Origin of the sequence: Thermobifida alba, assembly GCF_023208015.1 — a bacterium.
GTDB classification, from domain to species: Bacteria; Actinomycetota; Actinomycetes; order Streptosporangiales; family Streptosporangiaceae; genus Thermobifida; species Thermobifida alba.
The window spans coordinates 137,925-157,910 of record NZ_CP051627.1; the positions used below are offsets into that span (position 1 = coordinate 137,925).

A 19,986-nucleotide genomic window follows, 5' to 3' on the forward strand; every position below is an offset into this window, starting at 1 on the left:
CGGGGGTCAGGGGGTTTTCCCGGATGCTCCCGGGTTGCCGGGGGCGATGTGTCCGGCGGCCAGGACGGTGGGGTTGGTGGGGTCGGGGGTGGTGCGGCCCCGGTGGCCTCCGCTGCGGGCGTTGCGTCGTTCCAGCCAGATGGCCAGGCGGCTCAGGGAGAGGTTGATGGCGATGTAGATGACGGCGCAGATGATCGCGGCGGGGATGACGTTGCCGTAGCGGGTGCCGATCAGGGAGAAGCTGCGGAGCAGTTCGGGGAAGGCGATGATGTAGCCGAGCGCGGAGTCCTTGAGCAGGATCACGAGCTGGGCGACGATCGCGGGCATCATGGAGCTGACGGCTTGGGGGATGAGGATGAGCCGCATGACCTTGGTCTTGTTCATGCCCAGCGAGTAGGCGGCCTCGGACTGCCCCTTGGGGACGGCGTTGATGCCGGCGCGGAACACCTCGGCCAGGACCGACCCGTTGTAGAGGGTGAGGCCGGTGACGACCGCGGCGAGTGCGGAGACCTGGAAGGTGCCGGGGGTGAGCGGCGGCATGCCGAGGGCCGGCAGGATCTGGTTGACCGCGAGGGGCAGCGCCATGGTGAAGAAGATCAGCATGAGCAGCGGGATGCCGCGGAAGAACTCCACGACCGCTCCCGCGGCGACGCGGACCCAGGCGTGGTCGGAGAGCCGGGCGATGCCGAAGACCAAGCCGAAGAGGAGGGCGAGGACGGAGGCGGTGAGGGCGGCGGTCAGGGTGTTCTGCAGGCCGGGGACGACGTAGTCGGTCCAGGTGGCCGGGTCGAGGAAGGGCTGCCATTTGGCCGCGGCCCACTGTCCACCGGGGTTGACGCGCCAGGCTTCGGCGCTGAGCGGGGAGGGGGCGCCTTCGCCGAGGGTGCGGTTGAAGCCCAGGTAGACGATCGCCAGTCCGCAGAGGAAGGCGACGATGGTGAGGACGGTGTAAACGGCGTGGCGGGCCCGGGCCCTGGGGCCGGGGGTGTCGAAGAGGACCTGCTGTGCGCTCACCGGACCACCGCCATTCGCTTGCTGAGCCAGCTGAAGAAGTATCCCACCGGCAGGGTGAGGATGAGGAAGCCGATCGCGAAGCCGATGAAGGTCGGCAGGACCGGTGCGACGCCCTGGTCGAACATCAGTTTCATCTGTCGGGACGCCTCCTGGACGCCGAGGCCGGCGACGGAGGCGACGGTGGTGTTCTTGATGAGGGCGATGAGGACGCTGCCGAGGGGGCCGATGACGGTGCGCAGTGCCTGGGGGATGATGACGAGGCGCAGGCTCTGGGTGAAGGTGAGGCCGAGGGAGCGGGCGGCTTCGGCCTGTCCCAGGGGGATGGTGTTGATGCCGGAGCGCAGCGATTCGGAGACGAAGCAGGAGGTGTAGGCGGACAGTCCGATGACCGCCCACCAGAACACGTCCCAGGCGACGGTGCCGGAGAGGCTGAGGCCGAGGGCGCTGTTGAGGCCCAGGCCGCAGAAGAGGAGGACCAGGGTCAGCGGTGAGTTGCGGATGGTCTCCACGTAGGCGGTGGACACGCCGCGCAGCAGGGCGATGGGGGAGACCCGCATCGCGGTGAGCAGGACGCCCAGGAGGAAGGAGAACAGGGCGCTGAGCAAGGTGAGCCGGACGGTCCAGGAGAAACCGTCGATGACCTTGTCGATGTTGTCGAAGAAGGCTTCCATCGGTCCCAGTCGGTAGGGGCGGCCGGCGGGGTGGTGCGCCCCGCCGGCCGGGACGGGCGTTCGGGGCTACGCGCAGCCCTCAAGGGCGGGCTGCTCCTCGGCGTAGGCGAAGCCGGTCGAGCCGAAGGCCGAGTCGAGGAATTCGAGGGTCTTGCCCTCCTCCCACATCTTGGTGATGGCCTCGTTGACCTGCTCGCACATCTCGGTGGAGCCCTTGGGCAGGCCGACGCCGTACTTCTCCTCACCGAAGGGGTTGTTCACCATGCGGTAGGCGTCGGGGTTCTGGGCGGCGAACCCGGCGAGGATGGTGTTGTCGGTGGTGACGGCGTCGACGGTGCCGTTGGCGAGCAGTTCCATGCACTCGGAGTAGTTGCCGGCCTCGCGGAGTTCGGCGCCGATGCCCAGGCCGCCCTCCTCCTCGCTGTCGACGATGTTGTTGGCGGAGCGGGAGCCGGAGGCGGAGCAGAGCACCTTGCCGTCGAGGTCTTCGGGGCCCTGGATGTCGGTGTTGTCGGCGGAGACGATGATGTCCTGCTGGGCGACGTAGTAGGGGCCGGCGAAGTCGACGACGTTCTTGCGTTCGTCGGTGATGGAGTAGGTGGCCACGATCATGTCGACGGTGCCCTGCTGGAGGAACGTCTCGCGGTTGGCGGAGGCGGCTTCGGTCCACTCGATCTGGTCGGGGGAGTAGCCGAGCTCTCCGGCGATGTAGGTGGCGACGTCGACGTCGAAGCCGGCCGGGGCGCTGCCTTCGAGCAGGCCGAGGCCGGGCTGGTCGTACTTGACGCCGATGGTGATGGTGTCGCCGTTCCCGCCGCCGTCTCCGTTTCCTCCGCCGCCGACGTCGGCGGTGCCGCAGGAGGCGAGAGTGAGGGCGAGTGCGGAGGCGCCTGCCAGGGCGGCGCCGGTGCGACGGATGCGCATGGTGGTGAACCCTTTTCTTCTCTGGTGGTGCGGAGAGTTGCCGATGGTGGGCGGGTCAGTGGGTGAGGATCTTGGAGAGGAAGTCGCGGGCCCGGTCGCTCTGGGGGTTGGTGAAGAACGCGTCGGGGGTGTTCTCCTCGACGATCTGGCCGTCGGCCATGAACACGACCCGGTTGGCGGCGCGGCGGGCGAAGCCCATCTCGTGGGTGACCACGATCATGGTCATACCCTCTTTGGCCAGGTCGGTCATGACGTCGAGGACTTCCTGGACCATTTCGGGGTCGAGGGCGGAGGTGGGCTCGTCGAAGAGGATGACCTTGGGGTTCATCGCCAGGGCGCGGGCGATGGCCACGCGCTGCTGCTGGCCGCCGGAGAGCTGGGCGGGGTACTTGTTGGCCTGTTCGGCGATGCGGACCCGTTCCAGCAGTTCCAGGGCGCGCACGGTGGCCTTGGCTTTGGGGACCTTGAGGACCTTGGTGGGGCCGAGGGTGATGTTCTCCAGCACGGTCTTGTGGGAGAACAGGTTGAACGACTGGAACACCATGCCGACGTCGCTGCGCAGCCGGGCCAGGGCGCGTCCCTCGGCGGGCAGGGGTTGACCGTCCAGCAGGATGCGACCGCTGTCAATGGCCTCCAACCGGTTGATCGTGCGGCACAGCGTGGACTTTCCCGATCCCGAGGGGCCGATGATGACGACCACCTCGCCGGTGTTGACGGAGAGGTTGATGTCGCGGAGGACGTGGAGTTCACCGAAGTGCTTGTTGACGTTCTCCAGTGCGACGAGAGGAGTGGCGGTCATGGGAACGGAAACTAGTCTGCTGACGATGGGTTTGTCACCAGGGTGGACCCGTGAATCTGCCAGAGTGGCAGACTTGTTATCCCTGAATCCGTACAAATGTTACGTTTAAACTGGGGATTCGGTTGTTTCTGTCGTGTCGGTCGCGTGATCGGTCGACTGATGTGGCCGGTTCCGGTCAGGGGGGCGAGAGCGGGGGTCCGGGCGGGTAGGGGAAACGTTTAGCCTGGATGGGTGAGCCAGAGTCGTACCTACCAAGTGCGGACCTACGGCTGCCAGATGAACGTCCACGACTCCGAGCGGCTCTCCGGACTGCTGGAGGACGCGGGGTACCAGCGGGCAGCCGAGGACGTCACGCCGGACGTCGTCGTCTTCAACACCTGTGCGGTGCGTGAGAACGCGGACAACCGCCTCTACGGCAACCTGGGCCATCTGCGGCCGGTCAAGGACGCCAACCCGGGGATGCAGATCGCGGTGGGCGGGTGTCTGGCGCAGAAGGACCGCGGGGAGATCGTGCGCCGCGCCCCCTGGGTGGACGTGGTCTTCGGGACACACAACATCGGCTCGCTGCCCGTGCTGCTGGAACGCGCCCGGGTGCAGCGGGAGGCCCAGGTGGAGATCGTCGAGTCGTTGGAGACGTTCCCCTCCACGCTGCCGACGCGGCGCGAGTCGGTGTACGCGGCCTGGGTGTCGATCTCGGTGGGCTGCAACAACACCTGCACGTTCTGTATCGTTCCGGCGCTGCGCGGCAAGGAGAAGGACCGCCGTCCCGGCGACGTGCTGGCCGAGGTGCGCGCGGTGGTGGCCGAGGGCGCGATCGAGGTCACCCTGCTGGGGCAGAACGTCAACGCCTACGGGTCGGAGTTCGGGGACCGGCAGGCGTTCTCCAAGCTGCTGCGCGCCTGCGGCGAGGTGGAGGGGCTGGAGCGGGTGCGGTTCACCTCCCCGCATCCGCGTGACTTCACCGACGACGTGATCGCGGCGATGGCGGAGACCCCCAACGTGATGCCGCAGCTGCACATGCCGCTGCAGTCGGGGTCGGACCGGGTGCTGCGGGCGATGCGCCGCTCCTACCGGTCCGACCGGTTCCTGCGGATCGTGGAGAAGGTGCGGGAGGCCATGCCGGAGGCGGCCATCAGCACCGACATCATCGTGGGCTTCCCGGGGGAGACCGAGGAGGACTTCGCCGAGACGCTGCGGGTGGTGGAGGAGGCGCGGTTCGCGCACGCCTACACCTTCCAGTACTCCAAGCGTCCGGGGACGCCGGCGGCGTCGATGGACGGCCAGGTGCCCCCGGAGGTGGTGAAGGAGCGGTACCAGCGGCTGCTGGAGGTGCAGGAGCGCATCTCCGCGGAGGAGAACGCCAAGCAGGTGGGCCGCGAGGTGGAGGTGCTGGTCGCCGAGGGCGAGGGCCGCAAGGACGACGTGCACCGCCGCATGTCGGGGCGGGCCCGCGACAACCGGCTGGTGCACTTCGCGGTGGACGAGGGGCTGGGGGTGCGTCCCGGCGACATGGTCACCGTGGAGGTGACGTATGCGGCCCCGCACCACCTGGTGGCCGACTCGGGGGTGCGTGCGGTGCGGCGGACCCGCGCGGGTGACGCGTGGGAGGCGCGCAACGCGGCCGAGGAGAAGCGGTCCTCGGGAGTGCTGCTGGGCATGCCGAAGGTGGGGGCGCCCGCGCCGCCGCCGGTGGCGGCGGGCGGCTGCTGCGACGCCTGACCCTGTGCGGTGCGGGGGTGGTTTCCGGTGCGGCCGGGACCACCCCTTTTCCGTCTTCCCGGAGTCAGAGCTCCCGCTGCCGGTGGACGTCGAAGACGGCGTCGCAGGCGTCGCGCACGTCGTCGTTGTGGGTGGCGATGACCACCGTGCAGCCCTGCCGGCTCATCTGGCGCAGCACGTCCACCACCATCGCGCCGTTGTCGCTGTCCAGGGCGCCGGTGGGTTCGTCGGCCAGCACCAGGGAGGGCTGTTTGACCATGAGGCGGGCCAGGGCGACGCGCTGCTGCTCGCCGCCGGACAGGTGGTGCACCTTCTCCCGTTCGCGTCCGGCCAGGCCGACCCGTTGCAGGATCCGGGTGTGGTCGGGGCGGATGCCGCGTCTGCGGGCGACGTCGAGGTTGGCCTTGACCGTGGCGTTCTCGATGAGCGCGTAGTCCTGGAACAGGTAGCCGAGCCTGTCGCGGCGGAAGCGGCGCCGTCCGCCGGGGCCCAGGCGGGTGAGGTCGGTGTCCTCGTACAGGATCTGGCCGCTGCTGGGCCGTTCCAGCAGTCCCATGCAGTTGAGCAGGGTGGTCTTGCCCGATCCGCTGGCGCCGACCAGGGCGAGCATCCGCCCGGCGGGAACGGTCAGGTCGAGGCCCCGCCACAGGGTGCGCGGCCCGAAGGACTTGGTGAGGTTCTTGACGGTGATCATGGTGCTTTCCGGAGGTCAGGCCTGCGAGGTGCCTTCGCGGACGATGCGGCGGTGGAAGAGGGCGAGGGCGGCGACGGTGATCGCCAGGGAGGCCGCCGCGATGCCCAGGGCGTAGAACGGTTCGGCGCCGGTGGCCTCCGTGCCGGGGATGAGGGCCCGGGTGGGGTCGTTCCGGGCGGCCAGCGCGGTGAGGGTGTCCCAGGTGGCCCAGCCCACGAAGCCCACCGCGACGGCGGCCTCGGCGGCGAGCAGCCGCCGGTGGGTGGCGAGGAAGGTCCAGCCGCTGATGTGCCGGGCGAAGATGGTCTGCGCGCGGGTGCGCACGTAGACGATGCACGCGGCCGCGGCGGTCAGCAGCAGCACGGCGCCGGCCCCGGCGAGGCTGAACAGTTCGCTGCGCAGGACGGTCAGGGTGGCGGCGTGTTCCTGCCGTGCGCTGGTGGTGAGGGTCTCGACCATGGAGATGTACCGGGAGGCCTGCGGGTTCTCGGCGCGGAACGCCTCGACCACCTCCGGGTCGGGGAAGACCGTCGACCTGCCGCTCATGTGGGTGACGTAGGCGTTGTCGGAGAGGACCTGCCCGTTGGGGAGGACGACGAGGACCGGTTCGTGCAGCAGGGGCAGGAACCGGGAGCCCTCGGGCCGTTGGGCGCCGTAGGTGAACAGGGTCTGGCCGGCGGCGGCGGTCAGCACCTCGACGTCGAAGGTGTCCGGTGCGCCGTACAGCGCGAGCCACCGGTTCGTCCCTTCGACCAGCTGGTCGGTGGGGACGGAGACGGACTCGGGCACGATGACGCGGACGGTCTCGCCCGGGCCGTGGCGTTCCCCGGAGGGGGCGAGAACCTCCTGTTCGGTCAGGTAGGTGTCGTTGACGACGAGGACGGAGGTGTCCCCGTCGGACGGGGCGGGATTGCCCGGGGCAGCGGGGAGGAAGAACTCCAGGCTGGAGTGGACCGCCAGCACCATGTCGCCGTCGGCGTCGACCCGGCGCAGCCACGGACCGAGGGTGTCGTCGACGGCCTGCTCGTCCGACCAGCCGTAGTTGGCGCTCAGCGCGGGCCGTGAGGCGTCGCCGTACTGCTCGTACAGTTCCAGTCCGACCCGCTGGTCGCGGGCCTGCTGCGCGGAGAGGACCACCGAACCGAGGATGGTCAGAGTCAGCACCAGCACGGGGACGCGGACCAGGTAGACGGCGGCGGTGGTGCTGCGCACCGGCAGGCGGCCCTTGAGCGCGGGCAGGATGCCGGTGGTGTGCACCAGGCCGAGCACGGCGGCGTGCGCGGCCAGGCAGGGGAGGGTGAGGACTGTCAGGAACACCAGTGCGAGCGGCGTGTAGCGGCCGAGCTGGTTCCACCCGTTGTAGACGCCGAGGAACACCAGGGTGGCGGCGGCCACCGCGGGCAGGGCGACCGCCCACAGACGGGCGATCTTGGCCAGGTCCGCGAGCAGGATGCCCGGATAGGAGTGGCCCTGCAGGCGCATGACGGCGTAGTCGCGGGCGGAGAGCAGGACGCCGGCGCCGACCGCGGCGACGGTGGCGAGCAGGGCGACGGCCAGGAGGTTGAACAGGGGGCCGCCCGTGAAGTAGTGCCACAGCTCGGTGACCTGCGTGCCCGGGGCTTCGTGCAGACCGTGGGCGGCGAGTGCGTCACGGAGGACGGGACGGACGTCGGAGGCGCCGAGGATGAAGTAGTAGCCGTTGGGGCCGACCTCGCCGAACTCGGTGATGGGGTGGGTCTGGACGGTGAAGCCGCGGCCGAAGGCCGGATACCCGTCCCGCAGCCACCGGGCGTAGTGGGAGTCGGGGTCGGAGACCGCCAGGTACAGGTGGGCCAGCGACGACGGTTCGTGGACGTCGAGCACGGCGTAGCCGACGGCCGCGCCGTGGTCGTCGGCGACCTGCTGCACGGTGCGCGCGACCGCGTCGATGTCGTGGGTCCCCTCGTTCTCGGTGATCCACACCATCTCCGAGTCCTCAAGGACGAACATGGTCTGCTCGGCCGTGGCGGCGAGGAGGAAGGCGAGGAGCGCGGCGAAGGCGGCGCACGCCGTGTAGGCGAAGGAAAGCGTTCGGTTCGGCACCTGGCGGTCCTGTGGCGGCTGGGGCGGGCCTGTCGGCGGGGCGACGGACCCGCGGTGTGGTCGGCGTTCGGTCGCCGGCGCACCGGTACGTCCGGTGGTTCGTCCGTGTCCGGGGGGAGGGGGGAGCGGTGGCCCGCCGGGTGGGGTGTGGCGGTGCCGTTGTCCATGGCGCTGGGAGGAGGCGGGGCATTCTTGGTGCCGACAGCCGGCGGCGGGGTCGCCGCGGTCTCGGCCGCCTTGTCCGCTCGTGCTTCTTCGTGGATCGGCTCGGTGCGCCGTGGGGCTACGGCAGGGGAGATTAACAGAATCGCCGTGCCGGGGACAGCGACGGTCGGGCCGCCGGTGTTCTCCTTTCGGTGATCTCAGGGGCGAGCCGGGGTTCCGTGATGTCCCGGGCTTTCGGATTCCGGTCCGGCTTTTCCCGGCAAGGGAGGAGAATGCGCAGGTCAGGGCGCTTGTGAACGGGAATTAGGGGGTGTGGCGGTGTGCTCGGAGGCCGTATTCGGCGAGTGTTCCCGCGGGCTCTTCGTGTCCGGAATAGGTCACGAGAAGATCATGGTAATGTTTTTATTGGTTGAATAATGGATGTGAATGAAAAGTGAAGGTTGCTGTGGAATGGTTCGGAGTTGTTGAAGGGGTGGATTTCCTTCGGGATAAACGTGAGGGAATGTTCCCCTTCTGCAAAAGAGAGTTGCCGCGATGGTGGCCCATGCGAAGAAGCCGTGTCCCGATGGCGTTCCGGGACACGGCGCGGCCGCGGTGCGGACGGTTCAGTCGGCGGGGCGGGCGACGGCGAAGTGCGCGCCCGCGGGGTCGGTGAGCATCGCCCAGCGGCCGTAGGGGGAGTCGGCGGGGGCGCGCAGCACCGTGCCGCCCTCCTGTTCGGCGAGGGCGGCCGTCTTGTCGGTGTCGGCGACCGCGAAGTAGGGCAGCCAGGCGCCGGTGCCGTGGCGGACGCGGTCGCCTCCGCCGTAGACGCCGAACACCGGGGCGCCGTCGTGGGCCAGGCTGGTGAAGTCGATGCCGGGGAGGCGTTCGGCGGTCAGGCCGAAGACGGCGGCGAAGAAGTCCGCGGTCGCGGGGGCGGGGCTGGCCACCTCGGCCCAGGCGGGGGCCCCGGGGACGCCGGAGATCTCCGATCCGGCCAGTCCGGTGCCCTGCCAGAACGCGCAGACCGTGCCGGCGGGGTCCTGGACGACCGCCGTCGAGCCGAAGCCGGGGATGTCGTCGCGGCCGGTGACCACGGTGCCGCCCGCGTCGCGTACGGCGGTCAGGGCGGCGTCGAGGTCGCCGGTGGCGAGGTAGACGGTCCAGGCGGGCCGTTCGGCCGACGGGGCGCCGTCGGCGGGTTCGTACAGGGCGGCGACCCGCCGGCCGTCGAGCCGGGCCGTGCGGTAGGGGCCGCCGTCGTCGGTGAACTCCCAGCCGAGCACGGTCGCGTAGAAGCGCTGGGCGGCGGCGAGGTCGCGGACGGGCAGGTCGAGCCAGGCGGGTGCGCCGGGTGCGTAGGCGATGGAGTGCGTCATACCTCCAATCGTACGTGTGTTCGAATGGGTGGAGGTGGGTTCCGCGCGGGCCGACCAGGTTTTTGCCGGTGTTTTGACGTGTCCGTACCGGTGGGGGGTCAGCGGTCGCCGGACGGCCCGCCGGCCAGGGCGAACGCGCGGTCGAGCAGGTCGGGGGCGTCGTAGGGCAGCCAGTGCACGCGCGGGTCGCGGCGGAACCAGGACTCCTGGCGGCGGGCGAAGCGGCGGGTGGCCCGCACGGTCTCCTCCCTGGCCTCCTGTTCGGTGCACTCGCCGGCGAGGAAACGCAGCACCTGGGCGTAGCCGAGGGCGCGCGAGGCGGTGAAGCCGTCGCGCAGGCCCGCTTTCTCCAGGGCGCGGACCTCGTCGACCAGGCCGGCCCGCCACATCCGGTCCACCCGCAGGGCGATGCGCTCGTCCAGTTCGGGGCGGGGCGCGGTCAGGCCGATCTGCACGCACGGGTAGTGGGAGACGTGCTCGGGCAGGGTGGCGGTGAACGGCCCGCCGGTGATCTCGACGACTTCCAGGGCGCGTACGATGCGCCGTCCGTTGCTGGGCAGGATCGCCTCCGCGGCGGCGGGGTCGAGGCGGGCGAGCCGGGCGTGCAGGGCGAGCGGGCCGTGCTCGGCGAGTTCGGCCTCCAGACGGGCGCGCACCTGCGGGTCGGTGCCGGGGAAGTCGAGTTCGTCCAGGGCGGCGCGCACGTACAGGCCGGAGCCGCCGACCAGGACGGGGACGCGGCCCGAGGAGCGGAGGTCGTCGATGACCGCGCGGGCCATGCGCTGGTAGTCGGCCACGTTCGCGGTCTGGGTGACGTCCCAGACGTCGAGCAGGTGGTGGGGGACGCCGCGCCGCTCGTCGGCGGTGAGCTTGGCGGTACCGATGTCCATGCCCCGGTACAGCTGCATGGAGTCGGCGTTGACGATCTCGGCGGGGAGTCCGTGCTCGCCGAGGCGCAGCGCCAGCTCGACGCCGAGGTCGGACTTGCCCACTGCAGTCGCTCCGACGACCGCGATCACTGTGCTCATGCCTCAAGTGTGGCAGCGCCAAGCGCCCGGGGAGGCCGCTTCGCCCCCGGTCAGTGCGGGGGCACGGGGAGGAGGGGCGGGAATCTAGGATGAACGCATGCGTTTCGCGAAGGGCCACGGCACCGAGAACGATTTCGTGATCCTCCCCGATCCGGACGGGGAGTTGGACCTCGACGCGGCGACCGTCGCCGCGCTGTGCGACCGGCGTGCCGGTCTGGGCGCGGACGGGGTGCTGCGGGTGGTGCGGACGAAGGCGTTGGGGGAGCCGTTGGCGGGGGAGGCGGCCGACGCCGCGCGCTGCGAGTGGTTCATGGACTACCGCAACGCCGATGGCAGCGTCGCCGAGATGTGCGGCAACGGGGTGCGGGTGTTCGCGCGTTACCTGCGGGAGGCGGCCCTGGTGGGCGACACCGTGTTCGAGGTGGGCACGCGGGCCGGCGCGCGGCGGGTGACGTTGGAGGACGACGGGGACGTCACCGTGGACATGGGGCCGGTGCGGGTGCTGGGGCCGGGGCGGGCCGAGCTGGCCGACGGCCCGGTGCGGGGGGTGCGGGTCTCGGTGGGCAATCCGCACCTGGCCTGCCGGGTGGCGCGTCCGGTGGCCGAGGTGGATCTGGGCCGTCCCCCGGTGCTGCGGGAGGAGGAGTTTCCGCACGGGGCCAACGTCGAGGTGTTCCGCGAGGTGGCCCCGGGGGTGCTGGAGATGCGCGTCTACGAGCGGGGGGCCGCGGAGACCCGGTCGTGCGGTACCGGGATCGTGGCCGCCGCGGCGGCGGCCACGCCGCCGGGTGAGGACGCGGAGTGGACGGTGCAGGTGCCGGGCGGGGTGTGCGCGGTGGTCCTGGAGGGGGGAGCGGCCCGGCTGCGCGGGCCCGCGGTGATCGTGGCCGAGGGGGACGTCCGGCTGCCCGTGGCGCGGTGAGCGCCGTCGCGGCGGGGGGCAGAGGCGCTCTTTCGCTGCTGTGGCGGGTGCTGGGACGGCTGGTGCTGCTGTTCGCCGCGGTCAGCTGCGTCTACCTGCTCGCGGCGACCGCGCTGAATCCTCGGGAGAACTACGAGGCGCGGCGTCCGCCTCCGCCGGCCGAGGCGGTGGACGCCGCGTTGGACGCCGCCAACCTCAACGACGAGACGCCGCTGGCGCAGCGGTACGCGGTGTGGGTCTCGGGGGTGGTGGTCGGCGACTTCGGGCGGACGTGGGACGGTGCGTCGGTCAACGAGGAGCTGTCGCGCCGGGTCGGGGTGAGCGCGCGGCTGCTGGCGGCGGGGGCGGTGCTCGGCTGTGTCGGCGGGGTGCTGCTGGGCACGTGGACGGGGGCGCGTCCGCGCGGGGCGGCGGACCGGGCCGCCACGGCGGTGTCGCTGCTGCTGATCTCGGTGCCGGTGGTGGTGGTCGCGGTGTCGTTGCAGAACGCGGCGCTGTGGGTGAACCAGGTGACGGGCGTGGAGGTGCTGCGGGTCACCGGTGAGGCCACCGCGGGGCTGGACGGCGGGGTGGGGGAGCGGGCGGCGGACCGGCTGCGCCACCTGGTGCTGCCGACGCTGGCGGTGGCGCTGCCGCAGGTCGCCCTGTACAGCCGGTACCAGCGGTCGCTGATCGCCGAGCAGGTGGGCGCGGAGTACCTGCGGACGGCGCGTGCCAAGGGGATGACGCGGTCGCGGGCGGTGGTGCGGCACGCGGTGCGGGTCACGCTGGTGCCGGCGGTCGCGTATTTCGGTTATTCCTCGGCGTTGCTGCTGACCAGTACGGTCTTCACCGAGCAGGTGTTCGGTTGGCACGGGGTGGGGGAGTACCTGTTCGAGTCGGTCGGACAGGGGGATGTGAACGCGGTCGCGGCGGTGTGCTGTTTCGGGGCGGTGTGCGTGGTCGCGGCGGGGGTGGTGTCCGATGTCGCGCGGGTGGTGCTGGACCCGCGGAGCCGGACGGGATAGCGGACTGTGAGGTCGGACACCCTATCGCTTCCCAATCGGAGTACTATTTTCCCCAATTGTTCCATTGGTGCCTTTTGTTAAGGCAATCATGGCGTGTCGGTCCGGTGGAGATCCGGTGGCTTCGGAACCCTGCCGCGGACGACCCATGACATTTGGGGGACAAGTGCGAACAGGGAAACGGCGTGCGACTCCGGCCGGAGCGTTTCTGCTGGTCCTGATGACCGCGCTGGCGGGCTGCCAGGCGACGGGGGAGAGCGGGGCGGCGGTCCCGGAGCCCGCCGCGGCCTCGGTCAACGCCGCGGACCGCGCGCGTGTCGCCGAGGGCGGCACGGTGACCTGGGGGGTCAACGAGTTCCCCACCCAGTGGAACCCCCACCACCAGGCGGGCAACCTCGTCACCGTGCACACCGTCCTGGGGGCGCTGCTGCCCGCGCCGTTCCGCACCGACGAACAGGGGCACTCCCACCCCGACCCCGACTACGTGACGGACGTGTCGGTCACCACCGAACCGGAGCAGGTCGTCACGCTCACCCTCAACCCCGAGGCCGCCTGGTCCACCGGGGAGCCCGTCACCTGGCGCGACTACGCGGCCATGGCCGAGGCGCTGTCCGGAGCCGACACCGACTACCAGGTGCTCGGCGCGGCCGGCTACGACCGGATCGCCGAGGTGCGCCGGGGGGAGGACGAGTACCAGGTCGTCATCGTCTTCGAACAGCCCTTCGCCGACTACCGGGCGCTGTTCTCGCCCCTGCTGCCCGCGGAGTACACCGCGGACGCGGACGCGTTCAACACCGGCTTCCTGGAGCAGATCCCGGTCACCGCGGGACCGTTCGAGGTGGCGGAGATCGACCCCGTCGCCCAGACCGTGGTCCTGGACCGCGACGACGACTGGTGGGGCGAGCCCGCCAAGCTCGACTCGCTCGTCTTCCGCGCGCTGGCCCCCGACGCGCTGGACGCGGCCTTCCTCGACGGCAGCATCGACCTGTACGCGCTCTCCCTCGACTCCGGCTCCCACGAGCGGATCCGCTCCGCGCCCGGTGCCGAGGTCCGCGCCGCGCTGGCGCCCGACTACCGGCACATCACCCTCAACGGGCAGAGCCCGGTCCTGCGGGACGTGGACGTGCGCCACGCGGTCTTCCTGGGCATCGACCGCGAGGTGGTGGCCGCCGCGGCGTTCAGCGCCCTGGGCTGGCAGCCGGAGGTGCTCAACAACCGCTTCCTCATGCCCGGGCAGCCCGGCTACGCCGACAACAGCGGCGAGTGGGGCGAGTACGACCCGGAACGCGCGGCCCGGCTGCTGGAGGAGGCGGGGTGGACGGCCGCGGAGCCCGGCGCGGTACGCAGCCGCGACGGTGAACCGCTCACCCTGCGGTTCGTGGTCCCGCAGGGGTACGCGTCGGCGCGCGAGGAGGCCGAACTGGTGCAGTCGATGCTCGCCGAGATCGGCGTGGACGTCGAGATCAGGAGCGTGCCCGGCGACCAGCTGTTCAGCCGGTACGTGCAGCCCGGCGACTACGACCTGGTGGCCTTCGTCAACGGCGGGAGCGGGTTTCCGGCGTCGGACTTCCTGCACCAGTGGGTCGACGCGGTGGAGGGGCCCGACGGGCAGCCGCAGTGGCGCGCCAACGTCGGACGGATCGGTTCGGCGCAGATCGACGCGGCCCTGTACGGGGCGTTGGAGGCACTGGACGCCGACACCGCGGCGGAGCGGGTCAACGAGGCCGACCGGCTGCTGTGGGAGGCGGGCCACACCCTGCCCCTGTACCAGAGGCCGCAGCTCTACGCGGTCCGCGACACCCTGGCCAACGTGGGCGCGCCGGGGTTCGGCACGCTCGACTACGCCGACATCGGCTACCTCACCGGGGACTAGGACGCCGACGCCCCCGCCGGACGGTCCGGTCCGGCGGGGGCGGTGCGGGTGCGGCGCCGGCTACGGCATCCGCTCGTAGGCGGGCAGGGTGAGGAAGTCGACGTAGTCGTCGGCCAGGGCGACCTCCTTGAACAGGGAGGTGGCGCGGTCCAGCAGGTCGGCGTCGAGGGACGTGGTCTCGCGGATCGTCGCCAGCTCCTCGCCGATGAGGCGCTCCACGAGCTCGGCGGTGACGCGGGTGCCGTCGTCCAGGGTGACGTCGTTGTGCAGCCACTGCCAGATCTGGGAGCGGGAGATCTCCGCGGTGGCGGCGTCCTCCATCAGGTTGTGGATGGCCACCGCGCCGCTGCCGCCCAGCCACGCGGCCAGGTACTGGATGGCGACGTTGATGTTGTTGCGCAGGCCGCCCTCGGTGACGCCGCCCTCGGCGGTGGAGACGTCCAGCAGGTCGGCGGCGGTCACCGAGACGTCGTCGCGCTGCCGGTCGATCTGGTTGGGACGGTCGCCCAGGACGCCGTCGAAGACCTCCATGGCGACCGGGACCAGGTCGGGGTGGGCGACCCAGGAGCCGTCGAAGCCGTCGCCCGCCTCACGGGTCTTGTCGTCGCGGACCTTGGCCAGCGCCACCTTGTTGACCTCGGGGTCGCGGCGGCTGGGGATGAACGCGGCCATGCCGCCGATCGCGTGCGCGCCGCGCTTGTGGCAGGTCTTGACCAGCAGTTCGGTGTAGGCGCGCATGAACGGCGCGGTCATCGTGACGGCGTTGCGCTCGGGCATGAGGAACTGGCGGCCGCGGGTGCGGTGCGTCTTGATGATGCTGAACAGGTAGTCCCAGCGGCCCGCGTTGAGCCCGGCGGAGTGCTCGCGCAGCTCGTAGAGGATCTCCTCCATCTCGAAGGCGGCCGGGATGGTCTCGATCAGCACGGTGGCGCGGATGGTGCCGCGTTCGATGCCCAGCGACTCCTGGGCGCGCACGAAGATGTCGTTCCACAGCCGGGCTTCCAGGTGGCTCTGCATCTTGGGCAGGTAGAAGTAGGGGCCCTTGCCCTTGGCGAGCTGGCGGCGCGCGCAGTGGAAGAAGTACAGCGCGAAGTCGACGATGCCGCCGGAGGTGCGCTGGCCGTCGACGAGGATGTGCTTCTCGTCCAGGTGCCAGCCGCGGGGGCGGACCACGATGGTGGCCAGTTCCGCGTCGTCCTTGAGCGCGTAGCTCTTGCCCTCGGGGGTGGTGAAGTCGATGGTGCGGTCCAGCGCGTCACGCAGGTTGAGCTGGCCCTCGATCATGTTCTCCCACAGGGGGGTGTTGGCGTCCTCGAAGTCGGCCAGCCACACCTTCGCGCCGGAGTTGAGCGCGTTGATGGTCATCTTGCGGTCGGTGGGACCGGTGATCTCGACGCGGCGGTCGACGAGGCCCGGGGCGGGCGGGGCGACGCGCCAGTCCGGGTCCTCGCGGACGGCCTTGGTCTCGGGGAGGAAGTCCAGGTCGGCGCCTGCGGCGATCTCCTCCTGGCGGCGCTTGCGGGCGGCGAGCAGCTCCTGACGGCGGGGCTCGAACCTGCGGTGCAGGTCGGCGATGAGCGCGAGGGCGTCGTCGGTCAGGATCTCGTCGTACCTGTCGTTCATCGGGCCGGTGATCTCGACCCCGGTGGGAGCACTCATGGAACTAGACCTTCCGCATCGCGAAACTTGCTTCTGGTATGTGGAATATGACGCTACTCTGCCCGTACGAGCAGGTCAACGCAGTCTCCCCGCTGTACGGTGCGGATTTTTCGCCCAATCGGAAAGATCAACGTTTTTTCCGGATCAAGAGTGGTTAAAGAACTCTTCTTCTTTACCTGCCGGTCACGCAGCGGTTCCGCCCAGGGACGCCAGCCGCACGAAAAACACCTGACTTCGAGTGGTACCCGTGGGACGATCGGGGGAAGAAACCGCGGTGACCCCGTGTTGACACTGCCTGGATGGATATGACACGTACTTCTCTCAACGACCACACTCCCCGCACCGGATCGAGTGCCGTGGCGGTGGACCCCGCGCGGACCGGCCCGGACGTCGACGCGGTCGACCAGGGACAGCTCGAACTCCAGGACCGCCAGGCACTGCGTCGTGTCCAGGGGCTGTCCACCGAACTCCACGACATCACCGAGGTCGAGTACCGGTCGCTGCGGCTGGAGCGCGTGGTGCTCATCGGGGTGTGGACCAGCGGCACCCAGCAGGACGCCGACAACTCGCTGTTCGAGCTCAAGCAGCTCGCCGAGACCGCGGGCGCCCTGGTCCTGGAGGGGCTCACCCAGCGCCGGTCCAGACCGGACCCCGCCACCTACGTCGGCAGCGGCAAGGCCGCCGAACTCCGCGACATCGTGGAGAGCACCGGGGCCGACACCGTCATCTGCGACGGTGAACTGACCCCCGGCCAGCTGCGCCAGCTGGAGGACGTGGTCGGGGTCAAGGTGATCGACCGCACCGCCCTCATCCTCGACATCTTCGCCCAGCACGCCCGGAGCAGGGAGGGCAAGGCGCAGGTGGAACTGGCGCAGCTCACCTACCTGCTGCCGCGACTGCGCGGCTGGGGTGAGGCGCTGTCCCGCCAGGCGGGCACCTCCGGCGGCGGCAACGGCGGCGTGGGACTGCGCGGCCCCGGCGAGACCAAGCTGGAGACCGACCGGCGCCGCATCAACGCCCGGATGGCCAAGCTCCGCCGCCAACTGGCGCACATGGCCGTGGCCCGCGACGTCAAACGCGACCGGCGCCGCACCCGACAGGTGCCCGCCGTGGCCATCGCCGGATACACCAACGCGGGCAAGTCCAGCCTGCTCAACCGGATCACCGGAGCGGGCGTGCTGGTGGAGGACGCGCTGTTCGCCACCCTGGACCCGACCGTGCGCCGGGCGCACACCCCCGACGGCCGCCTGTTCACCCTCAGCGACACCGTCGGATTCGTCCGGCACCTGCCGCACCAGCTCGTCGAGGCGTTCCGCTCCACCCTGGAGGAGGTCACCGACGCCGACCTCATCCTGCACGTCGTGGACGGCTCCCACCCCGACCCCGAGCAGCAGATCGCCTCGGTGCGCGAGGTCTTCGCCGAGATCGGGGCCGCCGACATCCCGGAGCTGATCGTCGTCAACAAGGTGGACGCGGCCGAGGAGACGGTGCTCAAGCAGCTGCGCACGAAGTACCCCGACGCCGTCGAGGTCTCCGCGCACACCGGCGAGGGCATCCCGGAGCTGCTGCGGGCCATCGCCGAGGCGCTGCCCGAGTTCGAGCGCGAGGTCTCCGTGCTGCTGCCCTACGACCGGGGCGACCTGGTCTCCCGGGTCCACCAGGAGGGCCGGATCCTCAGCGAGGAGTACACCGGCGAGGGCACCGCCCTGCACGCCTGGGTCCCCCCGCTGCTGGCAGGCCAACTGGACCAGTACGCCACCGTCGCGCGGTAACGACGCACAGTAACGACCAAGAGGAACAAAAACGGCGGAACCTCCCCGGAGGTTCCGCCGTTTACTGTTCGGGCGCAGAGGTGTACATCTCAACGCTCTATGAACTACGGTTGCCTTCACCAAAGTGAGATGCTGCTGCCCGGCCCCGTTCCGGCCGCGTTGACCCCCTACTAGGCCAAGGCATCGATATGAAGTCGTGTGAGGACTGTTCGTGCGGCGTGGTCGTCCCCCGCTCATCGGATGACGACCGTGGCGACGTGGACGGGCGAGCGGTGAGACGATGACGGTACGACTGCTGACGAACATCGGACGACTGTGGACCGGCGTCGAACTCATCAGCAACGCCGCCATCGTCATGCACGACGGGATCATCGCGTGGGTCGGCCCGGCCGCCGACCTCCCCCAGAGCATCCCCGGAGTCATCGACCACATCGTCGACGCCCAGATCGACAACGCGGGCGGCGCGCTCGTCACCCCCGGCCTCATCGACGCCCACACCCACCCCGTCTACGCCGGGAACCGGTTCGCCGAGATCTCCGCGCGCACCGACGGGGCCTCGCAGAGCGACATCGTCGCCGCGGGCGGCGGCGTCTCCTCCACCGTCACCGTCACCCGGGGCACCGACCCGTGGACCCTCTGCAACGACGTGCGGGACCGGCTCCGCCACTGGCTGCTGTGGGGCACCACCACGGTCGAGGCCAAGACCGGCTACCACCTGACCCGTGACGGCGAACTCGCCGACGTGCGCCTGCTGCGCTCCCTGGAGGAGGAGCCCGGGATGCCGCGGCTGCACGTCACCTTCTTCGCCGCGCACGCGGTGCCCCCCGAGTACTTCGGCCGTCCCCGCGACTACGTGCAGGCCGTCGGCTCGTGGCTGGGCGACGCGGCCCAGGCCGGCGCCGACGGCGTGGACGTCTACTGCGACAACCGCCAGTTCACCACGGAGGACGCGCGCTGGCTGCTGTCGCTGGGCCGCGCCGCCGGGCTGCGGACCCGGCTGCACGCCTGCTCCAAACCCCGGCACGGAGCCGTGCGCATGGCCGCCGAACTGCAGTGCGACTCGGTGGACCTGCTGCACGAGACCGACGAGCAGGACCTGCTGGCCCTGGCCAAGTCCAACATCCCGGTGGTGGCCTGCCCCACCGCCTCGCTGAACGAGCGCCGCACCCCGCCGGTGCGGACCCTCCTCGACCACGGCGTCCCGGTGGCGTTGGGCACCGACCACAACCCCGCGCACTCCGGGACGACCATGATGTCGCTGGTCGTGTGCATGGCCGTCGGCCTGTACGGCATCAGCGTGCACGAGGCGCTGCGCGCGGCCACCGTCGGCGGGGCCCAGGCCCTGGGCGCGGTCGACCGCGGCCTCATCGCCCCGGGAAAGATCGCCGACGTCGTCCAGTGGGACGCCGACCACGAGGGCGCGTTCGCCTGGGCCTACGGCCTGAAGGCGATGCGGGTGTGGCGCGGCGGCGAGGCCATCCGCTGATCCCGGCACCCCGGGAAGGACCGGGTGCGCGAGGACCGGTGGCGAAGTCATCCCCGCAACAACTCGGGGTGCGCGCGAAGATACGCGATGTCGTTGCGGTAGATCACGTCGTGGCCCTCGGCGAGGTGCCGGGCGAACGCCGCGTCGCCCGCGGCCGCCCGCGCGGTCATGAAGTCCACCAGGGCCGCCAGGCGCTCCCGCACGGTCCCCACCAGGACGTTCCGGTCCGCCTCCGCCAGCCCGTAGGCGTCGGCCAGCAGTTCCAGTCGCCGCGCCTGCTCCGCCACCGGGACGTGTTCGCCGTTGCTGCCGGGCGCGCCCAGCGGCACGAACCGGTAGGCGGTGTAGGCGAGGTCCCACACGCGCGGGCCCGGATGCGCGGTGTCGAAGTCGATGAGGGCCACCGGCAGGCCGTCGCGGAACACGGTGTTGTAGGTGGCCGCGTCACCGTGGCAGACCACTTCCCGGGGTTCGCGCGGCGGCAGCTGCCAGACCGCGCCGGAGGGCGGGACGAAACCGGCCGTGGCGTCGTGGTAGCGGCGCAGCAGCCGTCCCGCCGCGACGAGCGCCGCGTCGCTGCGCACGTAGGCGGGGACCGGGTAGTCCGCCACCGTGCCGGGGACGAAGTCGAGGACCTCGCGTCCCCGGTCGTCGACGCCGTGGAGTCGCGGCGCCCCGGTGAACCCGACGGACTCCAGATGCCGCAGCAGCGCGTGCACGGCGGGGGTCCACGGTCCCGTGGGGCGGCGCACGACCGTTCCCGTGCGCACCACCCGGTTCACCCCGCCGCGGAGGACCTCACCTTCCACACGG

The 19,986-nt window shown here is 70.8% G+C and carries 16 protein-coding genes; 6 read left to right on the forward strand and 10 right to left on the reverse strand.

The annotated features are described in order from the left end of the window. Positions 1-6: 6 nt before the first annotated feature. From FOF52_RS00570 to FOF52_RS00585, 4 genes are all read right to left on the reverse strand, one after another. Entirely contained in the window at positions 7-1,014 is a 1,008-nt protein-coding gene (locus FOF52_RS00570; RefSeq protein ID WP_248591870.1) for an amino acid ABC transporter permease, read from the reverse strand. Further along, positions 1,011-1,685 (reverse strand): amino acid ABC transporter permease, encoded by a 675-nt coding sequence (locus FOF52_RS00575; protein WP_248591871.1) that lies wholly within the window; start codon positions 1,683-1,685, stop codon positions 1,011-1,013. The genes FOF52_RS00570 and FOF52_RS00575 overlap by 4 nt, the downstream gene beginning before the upstream one ends. A 66-nt stretch (positions 1,686-1,751) precedes the next feature. Further along, on the reverse strand, positions 1,752-2,609 hold the full coding sequence (locus tag FOF52_RS00580; RefSeq protein ID WP_248591872.1) for a glutamate ABC transporter substrate-binding protein: 858 nt from the start codon (positions 2,607-2,609) through the stop codon (positions 1,752-1,754). A 55-nt stretch (positions 2,610-2,664) separates the two neighbouring features. Further along, positions 2,665-3,408, reverse strand: a complete 744-nt coding sequence (locus FOF52_RS00585; protein ID WP_248591873.1) for an amino acid ABC transporter ATP-binding protein — start codon at positions 3,406-3,408, stop codon at positions 2,665-2,667. A gap of 255 nt (positions 3,409-3,663) precedes the next feature. Between FOF52_RS00585 and miaB the strand changes: the two genes are divergently transcribed. After that, positions 3,664-5,127 (forward strand): tRNA (N6-isopentenyl adenosine(37)-C2)-methylthiotransferase MiaB, encoded by a 1,464-nt coding sequence (miaB, locus tag FOF52_RS00590; RefSeq protein WP_282574034.1) that lies wholly within the window; start codon positions 3,664-3,666, stop codon positions 5,125-5,127. A gap of 64 nt (positions 5,128-5,191) precedes the next feature. Here miaB and FOF52_RS00595 read toward each other — a convergent pair whose 3' ends face one another. The 4 genes from FOF52_RS00595 to miaA all read right to left on the reverse strand — a co-directional run bounded on the left by FOF52_RS00595 (position 5,192) and on the right by miaA (position 10,457). Further along, on the reverse strand, positions 5,192-5,821 hold the full coding sequence (locus tag FOF52_RS00595; protein ID WP_248591874.1) for an ATP-binding cassette domain-containing protein: 630 nt from the start codon (positions 5,819-5,821) through the stop codon (positions 5,192-5,194). Positions 5,822-5,836: 15 nt separating this feature from the next. After that, positions 5,837-7,903, reverse strand: a complete 2,067-nt coding sequence (locus tag FOF52_RS00600) for a bacteriocin-associated integral membrane family protein (RefSeq protein WP_248591875.1) — start codon at positions 7,901-7,903, stop codon at positions 5,837-5,839. Positions 7,904-8,673: 770 nt separating this feature from the next. After that, complete coding sequence (locus FOF52_RS00605) at positions 8,674-9,429, reverse strand: VOC family protein (protein ID WP_248591876.1); 756 nt, start codon at positions 9,427-9,429, stop codon at positions 8,674-8,676. 98 nt (positions 9,430-9,527) lie between these two features. Next, the gene (gene miaA, locus FOF52_RS00610) at positions 9,528-10,457 is read right to left on the reverse strand and encodes a tRNA (adenosine(37)-N6)-dimethylallyltransferase MiaA (protein ID WP_248591877.1); all 930 of its coding nucleotides are present in this window, start codon (positions 10,455-10,457) and stop codon (positions 9,528-9,530) included. A gap of 97 nt (positions 10,458-10,554) precedes the next feature. On the opposite strand from miaA, the gene dapF reads away from it, so the two are divergent. From dapF to FOF52_RS00625, 3 genes are all read left to right on the forward strand, one after another. Then, positions 10,555-11,379 carry a diaminopimelate epimerase gene (gene dapF / locus FOF52_RS00615; RefSeq protein WP_248591878.1) on the forward strand — a complete coding sequence of 275 codons (825 nt, stop codon included), beginning with the start codon at positions 10,555-10,557 and terminating at the stop codon, positions 11,377-11,379. Then, positions 11,376-12,386 carry an ABC transporter permease gene (locus FOF52_RS00620; RefSeq protein ID WP_248591879.1) on the forward strand — a complete coding sequence of 337 codons (1,011 nt, stop codon included), beginning with the start codon at positions 11,376-11,378 and terminating at the stop codon, positions 12,384-12,386. The genes dapF and FOF52_RS00620 overlap by 4 nt, the downstream gene beginning before the upstream one ends. Before the next feature lie 217 nt (positions 12,387-12,603). Next, complete coding sequence (locus FOF52_RS00625) at positions 12,604-14,256, forward strand: ABC transporter family substrate-binding protein (RefSeq protein WP_248591880.1); 1,653 nt, start codon at positions 12,604-12,606, stop codon at positions 14,254-14,256. Between the two features lie 60 nt (positions 14,257-14,316). Here the strand turns inward: FOF52_RS00625 and aceB are convergent, their stop codons facing one another. After that, entirely contained in the window at positions 14,317-15,915 is a 1,599-nt protein-coding gene (aceB, locus tag FOF52_RS00630) for a malate synthase A (RefSeq protein ID WP_248591881.1), read from the reverse strand. Positions 15,916-16,220: 305 nt separating this feature from the next. Between aceB and hflX the strand changes: the two genes are divergently transcribed. Together hflX and FOF52_RS00640 are read left to right on the forward strand one after the other, a co-directional pair. Beyond that, positions 16,221-17,687 carry a GTPase HflX gene (gene hflX, locus FOF52_RS00635; protein ID WP_248591882.1) on the forward strand — a complete coding sequence of 489 codons (1,467 nt, stop codon included), beginning with the start codon at positions 16,221-16,223 and terminating at the stop codon, positions 17,685-17,687. 280 nt (positions 17,688-17,967) lie between these two features. Beyond that, positions 17,968-19,173 (forward strand): imidazolonepropionase, encoded by a 1,206-nt coding sequence (locus FOF52_RS00640; RefSeq protein ID WP_248591883.1) that lies wholly within the window; start codon positions 17,968-17,970, stop codon positions 19,171-19,173. 47 nt (positions 19,174-19,220) lie between these two features. Here FOF52_RS00640 and FOF52_RS00645 read toward each other — a convergent pair whose 3' ends face one another. Continuing rightward, positions 19,221-19,982: a phosphotransferase gene (locus tag FOF52_RS00645; protein ID WP_248591884.1), complete on the reverse strand. Its 762-nt coding sequence runs from the start codon at positions 19,980-19,982 to the stop codon at positions 19,221-19,223. Between the last annotated feature and the right edge of the window lie 4 nt (positions 19,983-19,986).